Annotated in this window: 15 protein-coding genes; 3 read left to right on the top strand and 12 right to left on the bottom strand. The window is 58.5% G+C overall.

Annotation, left to right across the window (positions count from 1 at the left end; translation table 11 throughout):
• The 8 genes from IE127_RS16830 to IE127_RS16795 form a co-directional block, all read right to left on the bottom strand.
• A complete protein-coding gene (locus IE127_RS16830) occupies positions 1-1,527 on the bottom strand; it encodes a phage major capsid protein (protein WP_189426944.1) in 1,527 nt (508 codons plus the stop codon).
• The gene (locus IE127_RS16825; RefSeq protein ID WP_189426942.1) at positions 1,527-1,883 is read right to left on the bottom strand and encodes a gene transfer agent family protein; all 357 of its coding nucleotides are present in this window, start codon (positions 1,881-1,883) and stop codon (positions 1,527-1,529) included. Before IE127_RS16825 ends, IE127_RS16830 begins: the two co-directional genes overlap by 1 nt.
• Entirely contained in the window at positions 1,883-3,127 is a 1,245-nt protein-coding gene (locus IE127_RS16820) for a phage portal protein (RefSeq protein ID WP_189426940.1), read from the bottom strand. Before IE127_RS16820 ends, IE127_RS16825 begins: the two co-directional genes overlap by 1 nt.
• A gap of 98 nt (positions 3,128-3,225) precedes the next feature.
• Complete coding sequence (locus tag IE127_RS16815; protein ID WP_189426938.1) at positions 3,226-3,654, bottom strand: hypothetical protein; 429 nt, start codon at positions 3,652-3,654, stop codon at positions 3,226-3,228.
• The gene (locus IE127_RS16810; RefSeq protein ID WP_189426936.1) at positions 3,651-4,550 is read right to left on the bottom strand and encodes an endonuclease/exonuclease/phosphatase family protein; all 900 of its coding nucleotides are present in this window, start codon (positions 4,548-4,550) and stop codon (positions 3,651-3,653) included. The genes IE127_RS16815 and IE127_RS16810 overlap by 4 nt, the downstream gene beginning before the upstream one ends.
• A 236-nt stretch (positions 4,551-4,786) precedes the next feature.
• Entirely contained in the window at positions 4,787-5,557 is a 771-nt protein-coding gene (locus tag IE127_RS16805) for an MOSC domain-containing protein (protein ID WP_189426934.1), read from the bottom strand.
• Positions 5,558-5,579: 22 nt separating this feature from the next.
• Positions 5,580-7,163 carry an FAD/NAD(P)-binding protein gene (locus IE127_RS16800; RefSeq protein WP_189426932.1) on the bottom strand — a complete coding sequence of 528 codons (1,584 nt, stop codon included), beginning with the start codon at positions 7,161-7,163 and terminating at the stop codon, positions 5,580-5,582.
• A 135-nt stretch (positions 7,164-7,298) separates the two neighbouring features.
• A complete protein-coding gene (locus tag IE127_RS16795) occupies positions 7,299-7,601 on the bottom strand; it encodes a hypothetical protein (RefSeq protein WP_189426930.1) in 303 nt (100 codons plus the stop codon).
• A gap of 413 nt (positions 7,602-8,014) precedes the next feature.
• Between IE127_RS16795 and IE127_RS16790 the strand changes: the two genes are divergently transcribed.
• The 3 genes from IE127_RS16790 to IE127_RS16780 all read left to right on the top strand — a co-directional run bounded on the left by IE127_RS16790 (position 8,015) and on the right by IE127_RS16780 (position 12,624).
• Positions 8,015-8,935, top strand: coding sequence for a LysR substrate-binding domain-containing protein (locus IE127_RS16790; RefSeq protein ID WP_189426928.1), 921 nt, complete (start codon positions 8,015-8,017; stop codon positions 8,933-8,935).
• A gap of 128 nt (positions 8,936-9,063) precedes the next feature.
• The gene (locus IE127_RS16785; protein WP_189426926.1) at positions 9,064-11,760 is read left to right on the top strand and encodes a bifunctional acetate--CoA ligase family protein/GNAT family N-acetyltransferase; all 2,697 of its coding nucleotides are present in this window, start codon (positions 9,064-9,066) and stop codon (positions 11,758-11,760) included.
• Positions 11,761-11,868: 108 nt separating this feature from the next.
• Positions 11,869-12,624: an SDR family NAD(P)-dependent oxidoreductase gene (locus IE127_RS16780; RefSeq protein ID WP_189426924.1), complete on the top strand. Its 756-nt coding sequence runs from the start codon at positions 11,869-11,871 to the stop codon at positions 12,622-12,624.
• A gap of 21 nt (positions 12,625-12,645) precedes the next feature.
• Here the strand turns inward: IE127_RS16780 and IE127_RS16775 are convergent, their stop codons facing one another.
• The 4 genes from IE127_RS16775 to IE127_RS16760 all read right to left on the bottom strand — a co-directional run bounded on the left by IE127_RS16775 (position 12,646) and on the right by IE127_RS16760 (position 16,463).
• Positions 12,646-13,392 carry a ribonuclease activity regulator RraA gene (locus IE127_RS16775; RefSeq protein WP_189426922.1) on the bottom strand — a complete coding sequence of 249 codons (747 nt, stop codon included), beginning with the start codon at positions 13,390-13,392 and terminating at the stop codon, positions 12,646-12,648.
• A gap of 84 nt (positions 13,393-13,476) precedes the next feature.
• Positions 13,477-14,574: an ABC transporter ATP-binding protein gene (locus IE127_RS16770; RefSeq protein WP_189426921.1), complete on the bottom strand. Its 1,098-nt coding sequence runs from the start codon at positions 14,572-14,574 to the stop codon at positions 13,477-13,479.
• Positions 14,575-14,625: 51 nt separating this feature from the next.
• Positions 14,626-15,507: a carbohydrate ABC transporter permease gene (locus IE127_RS16765; protein WP_189426918.1), complete on the bottom strand. Its 882-nt coding sequence runs from the start codon at positions 15,505-15,507 to the stop codon at positions 14,626-14,628.
• Positions 15,504-16,463: a carbohydrate ABC transporter permease gene (locus IE127_RS16760; RefSeq protein ID WP_373297335.1), complete on the bottom strand. Its 960-nt coding sequence runs from the start codon at positions 16,461-16,463 to the stop codon at positions 15,504-15,506. The genes IE127_RS16765 and IE127_RS16760 overlap by 4 nt, the downstream gene beginning before the upstream one ends.
• Between the last annotated feature and the right edge of the window lie 33 nt (positions 16,464-16,496).

Below are 16,496 nucleotides of genomic sequence, written 5' to 3'. Positions count from 1 at the left end.
TTAGCTCGTTGCCATCTTCAGCTTGCGGAAGGCATCTGGCCGGACCACGCCAGCGCCGACGCGGCGGCGGGCATGGAAGCGCACCAGACCTTCAGTCGCTAGCAAGAAGTGGTTCGGCAAAATGGCGAGGTCTAGCCGATCATAGATCCGATAGCCGGTCTTGAAGTCACCAAAGACGATGGGAAAGGCGTCCGCTGCTACGTCGGGCATGTCGATCAACTCGACAACAGGACGGCCAAGGATCGTTTCTGGCTGGCCTGCTTGGTAGGACGGCTGCCAGAGATAATTGCCATTGCCGTCTTTGAGCTTGCGCACGGCTGCGAGGGTGCTGCCGTTCATTGCCCAACTGCCCGCGTTGCGGAAGATGCCCGGCAGGCTGTAGAGCAACGAAATCAGCGCGTCGGCGGAAATGTTTGTGGCGTGACCGTTCACGTGAGCGGCAATGCCAGCTTCAGCCATGAAACCCTTGGGCTCAGCTGCGGCGCTGCCGTTTACGAAAGCGGTCCCTTCCTTCTTGGCGAAGTCTTCAGCCAGCGCTAGACGCACTTCGCGCTCGGCAGTGGCGCCAGAGTCTTCGATGAGCCAATTGGACAGATCGACGTGAGTGGTCAGCTCCTTCACCGGAATTTCCATCTGGTCAAAGGTGGGCTGAGACGCTTCCGAAGACGTAGCTTCGCCCGTCCATTTGGCATTGGTGACGCCGGTGCGCTTAGGCAGAATGATGGTGTGGGTGCCGATTGTGCGCACATCCGCGATAGAGCGAACTGGCGACCATTCCACCAAGTTGCGCAGGAATTCACCCGACACCTCTTCGGGTGCCAAGACGTAGTTCGGCGCATCGTTGGCGACGGTGAGCGCCTTCCGGTGCATATCGCCAAGGTTCTCACGACCGAGGCGCAGGAAGTTGCCGAATGCGGCGCTGGCTTCCTTCGGTGCGTCGCCGTTGTCATTAGCAGCAACCGGGCGATTGGCCTTGGCTTCCAGTTTGTCCAGCCGCGAGGTAAGCGCTGCGAGATTGTCGTTTGCCGCCTTCAGCTCGGTATTGGCTTCGGCAGGAGACTCGTTTTCCATATGGGTGATTTCCTGTTCCATGGATTTGACAGAGGTAATCCGCGCGCCCGGATGAACCGGGCGGCGGCATAGAGAGATTTCGGTGACGGTGAGGCCGTCGAACTTGCGGCCACCGGTGGGCAAGTATTCAAAGCGGTCCGCATGAAAGCCGATGCTCAGGCCGGTGATGCTTTTCCGCTGCATGAGCTCACGCGCCTTACGGGCTGGGTCGACGCCCTCGACAAAGAGCCGGCCCTTTACTTCAAGACCGGCATCAGTTTCGGCGGCGCTTTCCCACACGCCCACAACCTGCGACTGGTCATGTTCAATGAGGATGGGCAGTCTGGACGGAAGGGCAAACGCGCCCTTTTCGATCACGTCACCGACGCTATCGGCAGAACCGAATGGCCAAGCCAAGCCGGTGATTGTGCCGGCATCATCGATGCTGACTTCGGCCTTGATTTCCAGCTTTTCCATCACGCGGCACTCGCGTTGACGGCGGCGGACAAATCGCCCGTTGCAGCAGCCTTATCGCTGGGCTGGGCTGCTGCGCCGGCCCAAAGGTCGGTGAGAATGTCCAAGGCAAGTAGGTGAAGCTCACCAAGTGGATGCACCTTCACGTAAGTCTGCACTAGCGCCTGTGCCTCTTCTGGATGGGTGCCGCCACCGATGAGGCCCAGCCGGATGGTGTTGACGATCTCGCCAAAGCCCATGCGGCGGGTATTCTCGACGATGCCACCAATGCCCTTGCCGGCAAGGCGTTCAAGTTCTGGAATCAGGTGCGGCGTGAGCGAGAATTCCCGCTCACGGTCGCCAAAAAATGCCTTGTGCATCAGGCGGCGTCTTTCTCAGTCTTCGTTGGGTTGTCGTTGCTTGCCTGCGCCGGTGAGGCGCTGGTTGTCGTGTATGGGTTCTGAAGCTCATCGCCACCCAGCAGCGGCGGAAGGTTGAGCCCTGCCCGCACCTCATTGGCCGTGAGCACGCCCATGCTGCGATACTGGCCATAGGAAGCCGCACGCTGGGCAAAGCTGACCGTTAGAAGGTCATCGGTGATGAATTCGAAGAAGCGCGTCCTGCGCTCTTCCGGCGTGAGCAGCACGCGGGCGTAAGCCCACTCCCACGCCTTCAGCCAAGGCCGAAGGGTGTAGGTCAGAAACTGGTGCCCCATCTCTTCGGTGTTCGACCAAGTGCCGCGCGTGAGGTCGAACAGCATAGTCGGCGGCACGCGGAACGTCCGGGCAATCTCTTCAGTCTGAAAGCGGCGCATCTGCTCAAACTGAGCGTCGACGCTTGAAAGGCCGGTCTGCTGATAATTGGTGCCTTCAGGCAGAATGGCGGGCTTGCCGGTATTGGACGGATCGCCAAACGTGGCATTCCACATCTCGGCAATGTTCTTCAGTCCAGCCGGCGTCTTTGCATCGGTGCTTAGGATGCCAGACGGGCGCGCGCCATTGCTGAAGAGCTTTGCCGCATGCCGTTCAAGGTCGATGGCTAGAGCAATGGCGTTGCGAGCCAGATTGATCGGTGCGCCATCGTCATGCCGGACGTGCAGAATGTCCCAATACTCGTGGCGGACGTTCTTGCGGCCCTCTCTGACAAGATAAAAAGGCTCGCGGGTCGTTTCATCGGTCTTCAGCTCCACAGTGGCGGGGTCTAGTCGATGAAGCTCAACCACGTTGCCACTGCCGCCACGCACTGCGAGCGCGAAACCGCCGTTGTCGTGCAACAGCGCATCGCGCGTAAGCTGGGTCCGTAGTTCAGCAGCACTAGTCCAGTCCGTGGCCTCATCATGCGCAAGGGTAAAGGCAGGGTGTGCCGTGTCGGCTTCCTTGCCCTTGCCATTGCGCACGTAAAGCTTCACCGGGAGCGTGCCTACGGCATCTGAAATCAGGGTCACCGCAGACGCAACGGCAGGCACCTGCATTGCAGTCTTGGGCGTTACCGAAATGTTGGAATAGGTAGGCTGAGCACCGAATAGCAAAGAGGCCAGCGGGTCGGTGAGCGTCGACAGCCTTGAGTCGGTCTGTTCGACTTCCGACTTTTTTAGGACATCAGAAAGAAACTTGGAAAAAGACAAATGTTCCGCTCACTGTAATCGTGATAGGATCATAATCTTATATAGGAATATTTTCCACCTACTTCTTCAAACAAAAGTCCGGCTACTGGCTCACGCCTTTAGCCCCTCAACTCCGCCAGCGCCCTCCCGGATGTGGCAGTCTGCACTAGTTGCAGAATAGTTTGCTCAAGAGACGGCCTGTCGTGGCATATAATACGGCGTTCGTCGAAGCTCACCGTTACGGGATATCCCCCGTCTTCTTCGATCCACTCGGCCAAAATCCGGTAATCATACGGTTCTGCCGCTTGTTTAAAGCAAAGTGCTTCGAACACTCGTCTTGCCGGAAGTATTTTGCCGTCCCGACCGAACATCTCGGCCACCGAACGCGTTTGGGTCACCTCAAGAACGACGGCTGTAACTTTGCCATCAGAAACCATGAGGACTTGTTGGTTCAAGTCACTAATTATCTGCGCGATCTCACGCTTTTCTGCGTCGACTTCATTGTGCGCAGCCAAACCGGCACGCAGCCCTTCGAGAAAATTGGTCATTTTTTTCTCCTAATCTCCCCAAAAATCGGCAGATGGTCGATTTTCGATCGCGAGCTTTCGACTATTTCCCGGAGTTCGTTATCCTGGCTGATGTGGGTGCCATTCTCAACCATTTGCCACACCCCATCGCTCATCACGAACGACGAGGAAAAGAGGATTTGGTCTATCACTCTCCAACGATCCAATTGGTGCGAGCGATAGTAATAGCTGCCTTGCCGCTCTGACGCGTCTTGCCCCCACACGTGTCCTGTTGCTGGAGCCATATGTCGCCAAAAAGGGTTGTAGAACAAATCGGACTGTTGAGACGCACGATTTGGATCCCGCGTGGATCTGAGCCCCTCTGTCAACGCATCATTGAAAGGCTCATCATTGAAGTCGCCCATCACCACGATGTGTTGCTGCCCTTGAAGATGTTGATGAGTGACGCTCCGCCGCAAAGCACTGCCTAGTAATTCTCGACTTGCGGACTCTTCATTCATGTGCAATCTGCTGGGCCAATGCACTAAGAACATGTCAAAAACAAAACCTGAGTTGTGCGAGACTGTTAGTCTTACAGCAATACGCTTACTATAACCGCGAACAATATCAACTATATAGTCGTGCGAGATAATTGTAATCGTGTCTGGCTTCCAAATAAGGCAAATTCCAAATCTACCGGTGTTATCAGAACCGAAGTAGGGAGCGACGCTGTAAGGTGAACCGGCCAGCGCACCCTTAAGCGCGTCTATGTCGTCATTGGCAACTTCACACAGCGCCAACATTTCGACACCTCCGCCAAGAATTTTTAAAAGATAGGCAAAAACTATGTGGCGTTCTGGTGCGATGAGAGGCTCGCCTCGCGGTGGCGTTAATCGAGTGTTCCACCAAGCGAACTTTAAACCAGTATATTCGTCCACACACTCCCCCCTAAGCGAGCAGTCATAGCGCGTGTCACACCTTAGTGCTCTATCACCTCTTATGCTATTGACAAGGGGCCGGTGTCGAACCTGGCAGCGGCCTGACCACAAGGGTGATCCACTTTAGTCCACATTTTTCGTTCCCGACCTTGCTAAGTCTTTGAAGTATATATACTGATCTAGACAAGGGCAGGGTCCAGGTTCCCCAGCCAATTTTTCTGATGCGTTTCTCGGCGCTAGACTTCAGATGAAGACATGCCGACCTGCAGGGTCTGTCCGTAAGCGGTGCAGTATGTGCCGAATGAGGCAGGACGGGCGGATGGGCGTTCGCGGCTTAGGGCGCCGATCAGTTTTAGCGGCTGCTTGCCGCGGCTGGCGTCCTCGAGACTGATGTTTGGCAGTTCGCACCGCACGCAAGGCTCGCGCAGGCTAAGCGATGCGCCGTTGAAGATTATCTCCTCTACTGTTTCCTCCGCAAAGGCCGGGTGCGTGCCGGACAGCACGACATTTGGGCGAAAGCGCTTCAGCTCTACTGCTGCCTCCCCGCGTTCGGTCAAGCGTTTGTTGAGGGCGTGAAGCGATACTGTCGAGATAGCGTGCACCGGGTTCAACCCGGCCCATTGATGAGCCTGCCGACCGATGTGAACAAGGCGGCACGCCGACTGCAATCGATGCGAAAGCCAATCGGCAACCGCATCGCCCTGATCGGTTCCCGCAAGTTCATGACCCTCGAGATCGACCGTAACGCCGCCCCCCTCCTCTGCACGTGGCGAAAACTCACCATCGCGATCGACGATAATCAGGCGGCCGTTTTCCAATTGGGCTGAAAGCAGGGTCATGTGCGGGATATCGCCCTGCCAGAGCATGGTGCCATTCGGGCGCGTGACGATCCACTCGCGGTCTCCGCGCAGCGACCCACTGGACGTGATTTCGGCGCGCGAAACGGCCATACCGCCGAGCGATTTGACCGGATAGATGAAAATCTGCTCAATCGAAAATCTGCTCATGAATTTCCCGTGCGCCTTTGGCTTATATCGCTGTTGCGACGACCTCTGCCGCTTCCGAACAGGCGACCAAGCCCTGGGCAAACGGATAGCGCTCCATCATGACCGGGATCGAAATACAGAAAATATCGGCGTGAGGCTGTCCGTCCAGCCGGAGCCGAAACTGATCGTCATTCCGCTGACCATTTGTGCGTTTCAGCGGGTCCGTTGTTGCCAGGGCTTGATCAAGCTGGCTGAAGCCAAGCTCTGAAAACGACGCAGCCTGCTGACCACGCGCGTCAATAAAGGTCCCGAAGCTTTCTTCACGTCCGCCCGCTGCAAGGATAAAGTTTCCGGCGCCATAGCGTATCGTGCCGTCTTCGCCCAAAGCCACAATATCCAAGCAACCGGCGCGTTGGAGGGCCAGAAGCCGCAGGATGGAGAGGTGCGGGACGCATCCATAGGCGTCGGCGAATACCGGGGCGAGATGGCGGCGAAACCGGGCAAGGTCACGCCGATCAAGAAAGGGCACCAGTTCGCTGAATACCTCGTGGGCACGCATCATCGTGTAGCGCCACATCACCACGCGCCGCTCGCGATAATCGCGCGTGGCCTCGGCCAGGTTTTGCTCTATAGCGTCGAATCCCTGGCGTGCCTTTCGCATGGCGAGGTACGCTTTGGCAAAGCCCTCTGGCGTAAACCGCTGTAAGGCAAGCCGAGCAACGAAATCAGGATCATCGGCCGCCAATTGCTTCTTGAACAGCTTAAAAGCCCTTCCAAGCAGCCCCGACTGGCCCTCTTGCCGCAACATTTGAAGCCGAGCAGGCGTGAAAATCATGAGTGGTTCTTCGGGGATCGGATAGAAAAAGTCGGCATCCGGCAGTGTGCCCTTCCGTGAGGCCATGACGAGCCGCAGCGGTTCTTTGGACAAAAGCTCGAACGAAAGATGGTTTTCGTCGCCGACAAATTTGCCGTAACGGTTTGCCAGCCCAACGGCAGCATCGATGGCGCTCAGCGAAGACCCGAGGATCAGCGCCGCACGATCGGAACCCACTTCAAGGTTCTGCACCGGATAGGGTGAGCGGAAAAGCCCTGGCAGGGGCTGCGCGTTTTGGCCTTTTGTCAAATGGCCAGTGGCCATGATCACCGCATCGTAGTGACGTCTGGCTTTTTTACCATTCTTGTCGATGCGAAGCGTGAAGCCTTGTCCAGCCGGACTTACGTCCACGACGCGCGTCTCGGTCTCGATAGTGACCGTTTGCCAAGGCGCGCAGGCTTCGGCCAGGCGCGCAAGCTGCTCAGAATAATAGGCGCCAATCAGCACACGCGGGTAGAAGTCTCGCTCGTTCACCTGGTCACGCGCGATACCGAACTTTTTCAGCAGCTTGCCATCTGCCGAGCGTACCCAATCAGATAGCGAGACCAGCACCGGTGGAATCTCGACAGACGTGATGTTTGCCATCAGGTCCGGTGTGTTGTGATCCTCCGAATAGGGCAGACCACAGCCAGCCACGCGCCCGGCCTCAAAAATGGTTATATGCAGAGCCTCCGCCTTTTGCAGGAGGTTCTTTAAGGTATAGACCGCCGTAGGGCCGCCGCCGACAAGGGCGACCCGCTTCTTCTTCGTCATTGACTGGGTACCGAGGAGTTTCACACACGGCATAATGCGCCGCGAGCGAAAACGGATCGCAAGGCATGCGATTATTTCACGCGCATGCACAGTTGTCGTCGCCGCAACCCTCGCGAAAGCTGTAGTGCTATCAGTTCAGGGCAAGGGTCTGGTTGACGCCTGCGAAGCGCCGGGGCGGCACGGCCCTCCACGTTCGGCAGTGTCGCACAATTCCTCAAACGCGCTGAGAACAGAGCGCTTCTGGCGCGGATTTGTCACCACCCAGGCTTGCAGGGAGGCCGCAAACTGCTCGAAGCTCGCTTCGAGCGCCTGTCGCGTATCCACCTGGGCATTCAGCACGACGGCTAGATGTACCAGTTCACTTTGCGAAGGCTTGCGACCGGAGGACAGCGCCCTGCGCCAGTCCTCGACAAGATAACGTGCCTGATTTGAAAGCATGGTTCAGGCCAGCAGGAAGATATCGATCATACGGGAAACCTGGCTCGCAGACGCTGCAGCCTGAAAAGTTCTCGCATGCGAGAAAACAATGCCGTCCTTATGCGAAAGTTAGACCACTCCGCGCTGCCAATAGACGACACAAAGCTTCTTCGGTGCATTTTATATTTCATATATACTTGCACCTCGGCGCTTCTTTGCAGTATCTATCCTTGTTCTGGTTTTTGCTCTAGTGCGGGGCGTTGATCACCACAAGCTTATCCTTTGTGATATCAGCCTTATTTCCCTCACCCATAAGGTGAGCCAATATCGTCTCTTGATCATGCATCACCCTGTTGACTTTGTTCCGCCTGAACGGTGAATGGCACGGCGTGCTCTTAACTCCAGCCGCGCAGATCGCATCCGGAGATACCCGTTTGGCCGAGCATTTCTCCTCACTTGACCTCAATCTGCTTGAGGTTTTCGAGGCCGTTTACCTGTTGCGGAACATGACGCGTGCGGCGGAGCGGCTGCGTGTGTCGCAGCCCACCGTCTCCAACGCCGTGGCGCGGCTGCGTACTAGCCTCAACGATCCATTGTTTGTCCGACAGGCACGCGGGATCGTGCCGACAGCGAAGGCCGACGAATTGATTGGCCCCGTTCAGCGGGCACTTGCGGATATGCGCTCTGCGCTGCAACCCGGTGCGGCCTTCAACCCTGCCAAGAGCAGACGCGAGTTCAAACTGATGGTCGTCGACGCCCTCGAGCGCATCGTCATGCCGGCGCTTGTCCGCGATGCGGCGCAGAACGACCAGATTTCGTTTCGGCTGGTATTGTCTGCCGCAACATCCATCGAGGCGGCTCTGGAAGAAGGGTTGATCGACCTCGCGGTCAACGTGCCAGCGCCAACCCATCGCGATTTTCGCTGGGAGGTATTGGCGCCGCTGGATGTGGTGGTTGTCGCACGTAAGGGGCACCCGCAAATTGACGGGGCAATCACGCGGGAGCAGCTGCAGACGCTTCCGCATATCGCACTCGACATGACTCCCGGTGCAATGGCGAATGCGCACCTGGTGAATCTCACCTCACGGCTCGAGCGCAAGGATGCGGTGCTGGTCAGTCGCGTGGGGTCCATTCTTGAACTTGCTGCAACGACCGATCTCGTGGGCTTTGCGAGTCGCCTTCACGCCCAGACCTGCCCGGATGCGGACCGGCTGCAGATCATCGAGCCACCGTTTCCGCTCAGCACACAGAATTTTCACATGACCTGGCACAAGCGCACCAGCGAGGATGGGGCCCTGCTCTGGCTTCGTGAGCGCATACAGATTGCCCTACAATCGCTGCAACCCCATATCTGACTGGCGAAACCCGGCGGCCATGCCGAACCGCAACTTTATCCGGCGTCGCTGCCGTTGATCTAGATCAACGAAATTGTTGTTCGCAGACTGCAGTTTGTCCCTGTTTCGCCTGAACAGGAGTAGCCCGCATGACCATTCGCAATCTCGACGCCGCATTCGCGCCAAGATCAGTCGCGGTCATCGGGGCTTCGGAACGACAGGGACAACTTGGCGCACACCTGCTCACCAACATCGTTCAAGGCGGCTATGGCGGGAAGATCTACCCGATTAACCCGCGATACCAGAAGCTGTGCGGCCTGCGCTGTTACGCGCGCGTCGACGAGTTGCCAGAAATCCCTGACCTCTGCGTCATCGCGACGCCGGCGCGGACGATACCGGATCTGATCGAGCAGATCGGTTCGTTTGGGGGACGCGCAGCGGTGATCATCACTGCAGGAATTGGCAGTGAGGACGATCTGCGCAATCGCATGCTCGAGGCTGCGCGCCGTCATGACGTGCGCATCATCGGGCCAAACACGATCGGCCTGCTCGCGCCCAACCTCAACTTAAACGCGAGTTTCACGCATATTCCCGCCAGGCCCGGCTCGCTTGCCCTGCTGTCGCAATCCGGAGCCGTCGTTTCCTCGATCATTGATTGGGCTGAGTCCGAGGGTATCGGCTTTTCGCAGATCGTCTCGCTCGGCGACATGGCGGATGTGGACGTGGGCGATTGCCTAAACATGATGGCGCTGGATCCGCATACGCGCGCCATTCTGATGTATCTCGAATCGCTTCCGCACGGGCGCAAGTTCATGTCGGCGGCGCGCGCCGCAGCCCGTATCAAGCCGGTCATTGTCGTGAAGCCGGGACGGCACGAGCAGACGGCGAAAGCCGCCAGCACCCATACCGGGGCCCTGGCCGGCGCCGACGCAGTTGTCGACGCTGCTCTGCGCAGGGCCGGCGTGCTGCGGGTGGATGACCTCGAAGACCTGTTCTCTGCCGCCGAAATCACGGCGCGTTTCAAGCCCCTGGAACGCGGGCGTGTCGCCATCGTCACCAATGGCGGCGGTGCTGGCGTCTTGGCCCTGGACCACCTTCTCGATCGCGGCATGGAGATCGCCAGCCTCTCTGAGGACACTATCGCGGCGCTCGACAAGGTGTTGCCCCCTACCTGGTCGCGCGCCAACCCCGTTGACATAATCGGCGACGCTACCCCTGAGCGCTACATCAATGCCGTGCGCATCGTTGCCGAGGATCCGGATGTCGATGCCTTGCTGGTGATGAACTGTCCGACCGCACTCGCGGAGCCGGTGGCCGCCGCTGAAGGCCTGGCAGGAATGACCCGCAAAGGAATGGTCAACGGCAAGCCAATCCTTGCAACCTGGCTTGGCCAGCATGCCGCTGCAAAGGCCCGCGACGCGTTGAACTGCGGTGGCATCGCCAGCCTCGATACTCCGGCCAAGGCTGCCGACGCGATCAGCCTGCTGGTGCGTTGGCGCCATCTCAACACGCAGTTGCAGCGCGTACCGAAGACCTTTGAAACGCTGCATGTAGACCGGCCCTCGGCACAAGCAGTGCTGCATGACGTTGCCGGCCAAGGCCGGACGATGCTCACCGAGCCCGAAGCGAAGGCCGTGCTGAAAGCTTACGGCATCGCCGTGCCTGGTACGACGGTGGTGCCGGATGCCGATGGTGTCCACAAGGCTGCCGCCGAGCTGCTCGCGAATGCGGACGAAGTAGCCGTGAAGATGGTCTCCTCCACCCTCACCCACAAATCAGATCTCGGCGGGGTGGTGCTTAACCTTTCCTCTGCAGAGGCGGCGGCCGATGCAGCCCGCGAGATTGCCGGACGACTGACCGCCAAGGGCGTTGGTGATGAACTAGAGGGTTTCGCCGTACAGCAGATGATCAAACGCCCTCAGTCAGAAGAGTTGATCGTCGGAGTGAACAGCGACCCCGTATTCGGGCCCGTGCTGATGTTCGGTGCAGGCGGGACGGCTGTCGAAGTCGTCAGGGACACGACGATGGAATTGCTTCCCGTCGACGATGTGCTGGCTGAAGACATGATCGGTCGGACCCGGGTCAGCGCCCTGCTAGCAGGGTACCGCGACCGCAAGCCCGCCAACCGCGCCGGCATTGTCCGGGCCCTGAAGGCGGTCTCGCAAATGCTGATCGACTTTCCGCTGATCAAAGGCCTCGACATCAATCCGCTGCTGGCTGACGCGGAGGGCGTTATCGCGCTTGATGCGCGCATTGAAATCGACCCGTCGCAAATAAGCACAACGGCGCCCAACCCGTCGCTCGCCATACGCCCCTACCCGGCGGAGTGGAGCGCAGAGATCGCTGCGAAGGGAGCGCGATACCACGTAAGACCGATACGCCCGGTCGACGCGGCGCTCTACCCAGAATTCTTCAACAGAACGACGCGTGAGGATTTGCGCCTGCGCTTTCTTGGCCCTATCCGGCAGCTGTCGCCGGACATGCTGGTGCGCATGACGCAGCTGGACTATCACCGCGACATCGCCTTCGTTGCTCTGACGGAGCCGAAGGGGGAACTTGCGGGTATCGTGCGCTACGCCGCCGATGCCGACCGGCGTAGTGCCGAATTCGGATTGCTGGTTCGCAGCGATCTGCAAGGGCACGGGCTGGGCGCAGGGTTGATGAAGCACCTGATTCGCTATGCACGCAGCCAGGGCCTTGAAGAACTCACGGGCATCGTCCTGCCGGACAATCATCGGATGCTGGCATTGTGCGGGGCGCTCGGCTTCAAACTCGAGTATCTGGATGGTCTTTCGGAGCCACTTATTGTCCGGCTTCAGCTCGTCGACGTGCACCCTGAGACGTAGCTGACACTGAATCACCTCAATCATAAGTTGCCCTGAGATTGACCCTGATCAATGCGATCGGCGGCACCTTCTCATAGCCTCACTCATACCACTTCAGGAGAAGAAGCAATGGATCACGATTTCAAGGACAAGGTCGCTCTGGTTACCGGAGCAGCGTCCGGCATCGGCGCGGCAGTCGCCCACCAGCTGGCGGAAAGAGGCGCAAAGGTCGTGCTTGGGGACCTAAACAAGGACGGTGCAGAAGCCGTGGTTGAGGCCATCCGCGCAAATGGCGGTGAGGCTACTGCCGTGGCCGTCGACGTTGGCGTCGCCAGCGAAATGGAGGCCTTGGTCGAGAAATGCAGGAGCACGTACGGCGCGCTGCACTATGCGGTCAACAATGCAGGCATCGGCGGGCCTGCCGCGCCTACCGGCGAGTATCCTCTCGAGGGCTGGTCAAAGGTCATCGAGATCAACCTCAACAGCGTCTTTTACGGGTTGCGGTATGAAATCCCGGCCATCCTGGAATCAGGCGGCGGTGCTATCGTGAACATGGCGTCCATTCTCGGGTCAGTAGGATTTGCCAATTCGGTGGCCTATGTCGCGGCCAAGCACGGCGTAGTCGGGATGACGAAAGCGGCCGCTGCCGAGTATGCCAAGCAGAACATCCGGATCAACTCGGTGGGCCCGGGGTTCATCGACACCCCCTTGCTCTCGCAAAACCTCGATAAGCAGGCTTTGGAATACATACAGAGCCTGCATCCGATCGGCCGCCTCGGCACTCCCGAGGAAGTGGCGGCACTGACCGTGTTCCTGCTATCCCCGGCCGCCGGCTTTATTACCGGCAGCTATCACCTTGCGGATGGCGGATACACGGCGGTCTAGAAGACCGACCGGCACCAAGGATCAGGGGTGGACGAGCGGGTTGAGCTTTCTCCACTCCTCATATTCAGGGCGGGCGTCTTCGTGCAGCGGGTAATAGCGCTGCAACGGGGCGCCCTCCATCAGTTTCATGCGCGAGAAATCTTCCCAGTCATGGCTTTTGTTGGAGCGCTCGACGACGGTTTCGGCGAGCGCTGCCGGCACGCACACTGCGCCATCGTCATCGGCGATGATGATATCGCCTGGCATGACGGTGACGCCGCCACACGCGACCGGAACATTGACGGCGAACGGCATGAGGTTGGTCTGCGTATGGAAGTTCGGTGTCCAACCGCGGATCCACACCGGGATATCGAGCTTTTTGAGATTGGGCTGATCGCGAAGGCAACCGTCGATGACCATACCGGCGCCACCGCGTCCCTTGAAGTAGGTGGACATCATGTCCCCGAAAACGCCCGAGCTCATGTCTCCGCGCGCATCGACGACGACCACATCGCCTTCCTCCACCTGATAGAGGACGTGCCGGTGCAACTGCTTTTCAGGATCCGAGTATTCGCTTTCGTCGTACATATCCTCGCGCTTGGGCATGAATTGCAGCGTCAGCGCCGGACCGGCGATCGCCTTGCCAGGCGACCACGGGACCGGCCCGAGAATATGACAATTGCGGATGCCCATATGGGCAAGCGTGCTCGATGCAGAGGCGGCGCCCAATGCAAGGACGGCGGCGATGACGTCTTTCGGCGGACGGGTGATGGTGGGAATGCTCGTCATGTCTTCTTACCAGTTGCTCACCGACGCAGTCGGCCATGGGTGGTGGCGACGTCACGATCGACGACGCCGTGATTTGTGCCCGTCCTAGGCAGCGGACAGCGCCATGGTGGTTTCACCATCGAACAGATGCATCCGCTCCTGGTCGAACTCGAGCCATACATCCTCGTCAGGGCGTACGATCACCGTTGGATCGAGGCTGACGATGACGACTGCTTCTCCGACAAAGGCCTGAACGAAGGTGATGTCGCCGGTGGGTTCGACCGTATAAACCCTTGCGGGTACGGCGCCGACGGTCTCGCTCTTGTGCAGCTTTATGGTGGAATGGCGCGCACCGAGCACCACCTTGTTTGTGGTGGCCTTCAAGGCTTTGCGCGTATTCATCGCGGACAGCGGTAACTCCCATCCAGCTTCGTTCGTTAGCACCGCCTGATCACCCCTCTGCACGACCTCAAGCGGCACCAGACTCATGGCGGGGCTGCCGATGAAACTTGCAACGAAGGTGTTGACCGGGTTGTCGAAGACGTTTTTCGGGGTGTCGTATTGCTGCAGGAAGCCCTTGTTCATCACCGCCATCTTGTCGGCCATGGTCACGGCTTCGAGCTGATCATGGGTGACGTAGATGATGGTCGCGTTGAGATCCTGATGGAAACGCTTGATCTCGGTGCGCATCTGAACGCGCAGCTTGGCGTCGAGGTTGGAGAGCGGCTCATCCATCAGGAAGACTCGCGGATCGCGAACCAGGGCACGCCCCAAGGCAACGCGTTGCTGCTGGCCACCTGACAGTTCTCGCGGGCGACGCTCCAGCAAAGGCACGATATCGAGAACCTTTGCTGCGGCGCGCACCTTCTGGTCGATCTCGTCCTTGGGCAATTTGCGCATCTGCAACGGAAAGGCGAGGTTCTTGTAGACCGTCTTGTTGGGGTAAAGCGCGTAGTTCTGGAACACCATGGCGATATCACGATCCTTGGGATCGAGATCGGTCACGATCCGGTCGCCAATGACGATGTCGCCGTCGGTCATCGGCAGCAATCCGGCGACGAGATTGAGTGTCGTCGTCTTGCCACAACCCGACGGTCCGACCAGCGCGACGAACTCGCCATCATCAACAGTCAGGGAGACATGATTGACGGCATAGAGGCTGCCGTAACTCTTGACGATGTCCTGCAAAACGACCTGGGCCATACGGTAAACTTTCCTAGTCTAAAGCGCATTGAGCATGGGTTGGACGAAGCATCAGTGTTTGACGGCACCTTCGGTGAGCGCCTGGACGAAGTATTTCTGCAAGACGAGGAACATGACGACGACAGGGACGCTCATCAGGAACGTCGCGGCCATCAGGCCCGGCCAATCGGTTGCAAACTCGGTGAAGAACCGTTGGATGCCGACCGGCAAAGTCATCTGGTCGTCTCGCGACAAGAAAGTGTAGGCGTAGATGTATTCGTTCCAGGCGCCGATGAACGAGAAGATCGATGTGGCGATGATCCCGGGGGAGGATAGCGGCATCACGATCAGCAGGAAGGCTTGAAAGCGCGTAGCGCCATCGATGCGGGCGGCCTGCTCGAGCTGGATCGGGATATTGTCGTAGAACCCCTTGAGCAGCCAGATGGAGAGCGGCAGCCCGAAGGTGAGATATGTCAGCACCAGCGAACCGTGGGTGTTCACCAGCCCGAGCCAGCGCATCAGGATGAACAGCGGCACAAGAAAGACCACCGCCGGGAACATGTTGCGCACCAGCACTGAAAAGAACAGGAAGGTGCGGCCGGGGAACCGGAAGCGCGAAAAGGCATAGGCGGCCGGTACAGCAACGACGACGCCGAGGACCGTCGTGAGAAACGACACGTAAAAGCTGTTTCCGAAGTAACGCAGAAAATCCTGACCGATCTGGTCGTTCGGGTTCAGCAGCTTGATGTAGCTGTTCAGCGTTGGCTCGGCGGGCCACCATTGCGGCGGATACTGCATTGCTGCGAACTGCGTCTTGACCGAGGTCAGGATCATCCAGAGCATCGGCAGTGTGGCGAAGAGCATGATGAAGGTGATGAACCCGCGCCCGGCCCAGCGCCACCAATCAATCGGCTTGCGGACGCGTGGACGCTCATAGGTTGCTGTCGTGGTCATTCTTGCCTCGCTTCATCGCCGCGGGTCAGTGCCTTCACGTAGAAATATCCAAGCGCCATCATCACGATGAACAGGATGACCGCGTAGGCCGCAGCCGCGCCCCATTGCTGGCGGCCAAAGGCCAGCTGGTAGATATGCGTAATCCAGATGTGCGAGGCATCGGCCGGTCCGCCACCGGTCATGATGAACGGGATGATGATCGAGTTGAAATTGGCCACCATCAACAGCAGCACTGTCACCATCGACACGCCCTTCAGGTGTGGGAAGGTGACGTGCCAGAAGCGGTTCCAGGGGGTGGCGCCATCAACCTGTGCCGCGCGCAGCAACTGTTCGGGCACAGTTTGAAGGCCGGCCATCATCATCACCATGGCGAACGAGAACTCGCGCCAGATGTTGACGACAATCAGCGACGAAAGAACCGTCTGCCGATTGTCGAGGAAATTGATCGGTTCGGACGTGAACCCGAGTTGCACCGCCAGAGCGCCGATAACGCCGAAATCCGAGTGATAGAGCCACTTCCAAACATATGAGGCAGCGACCGCGCTCACCACATAAGGGATCATCAAAAGCGCGCGGAAAAGCCCTCTTCCGATGAACTCGCGATGCAGCGACAGCGCTGCTCCAAGTCCGAGCACAAAAGAGAAGAAGGTCGATGCAACCGTCCAGATGACAGTATTAAGCGTAACCTCATGAAATACCGAAGAGCTGAGGACAGCCGTATAGTTGTCAAACCCTGCCCAGACCTTGTCACGCAATTGCAGGTTCGGGGGCGTTCTATAGAAGCTCAATTCGATCGTGTAATAAATGGGGTACGCGATCACCACCATCATCACGATGAGCGCCGGCAGGACGTAAAGATAGTCCGTCCGGTGTGCCGCCATGCGGCTGAAGACATTCGGCTTTTTTGCCGATCGAGCACTTAGGGGGCTCGCCGCCCGTCCCGTTGCAATGCTCACGAGCCGTCCTTCCTTTGTGGCGCTCTTTCGGAG

Origin of the sequence: Devosia pacifica (assembly GCF_014652635.1) — a bacterium.
Classification (GTDB): domain Bacteria; phylum Pseudomonadota; class Alphaproteobacteria; order Rhizobiales; family Devosiaceae; genus Devosia; species Devosia pacifica.
This window is presented reverse-complemented; position numbering and strand designations above follow the sequence as displayed.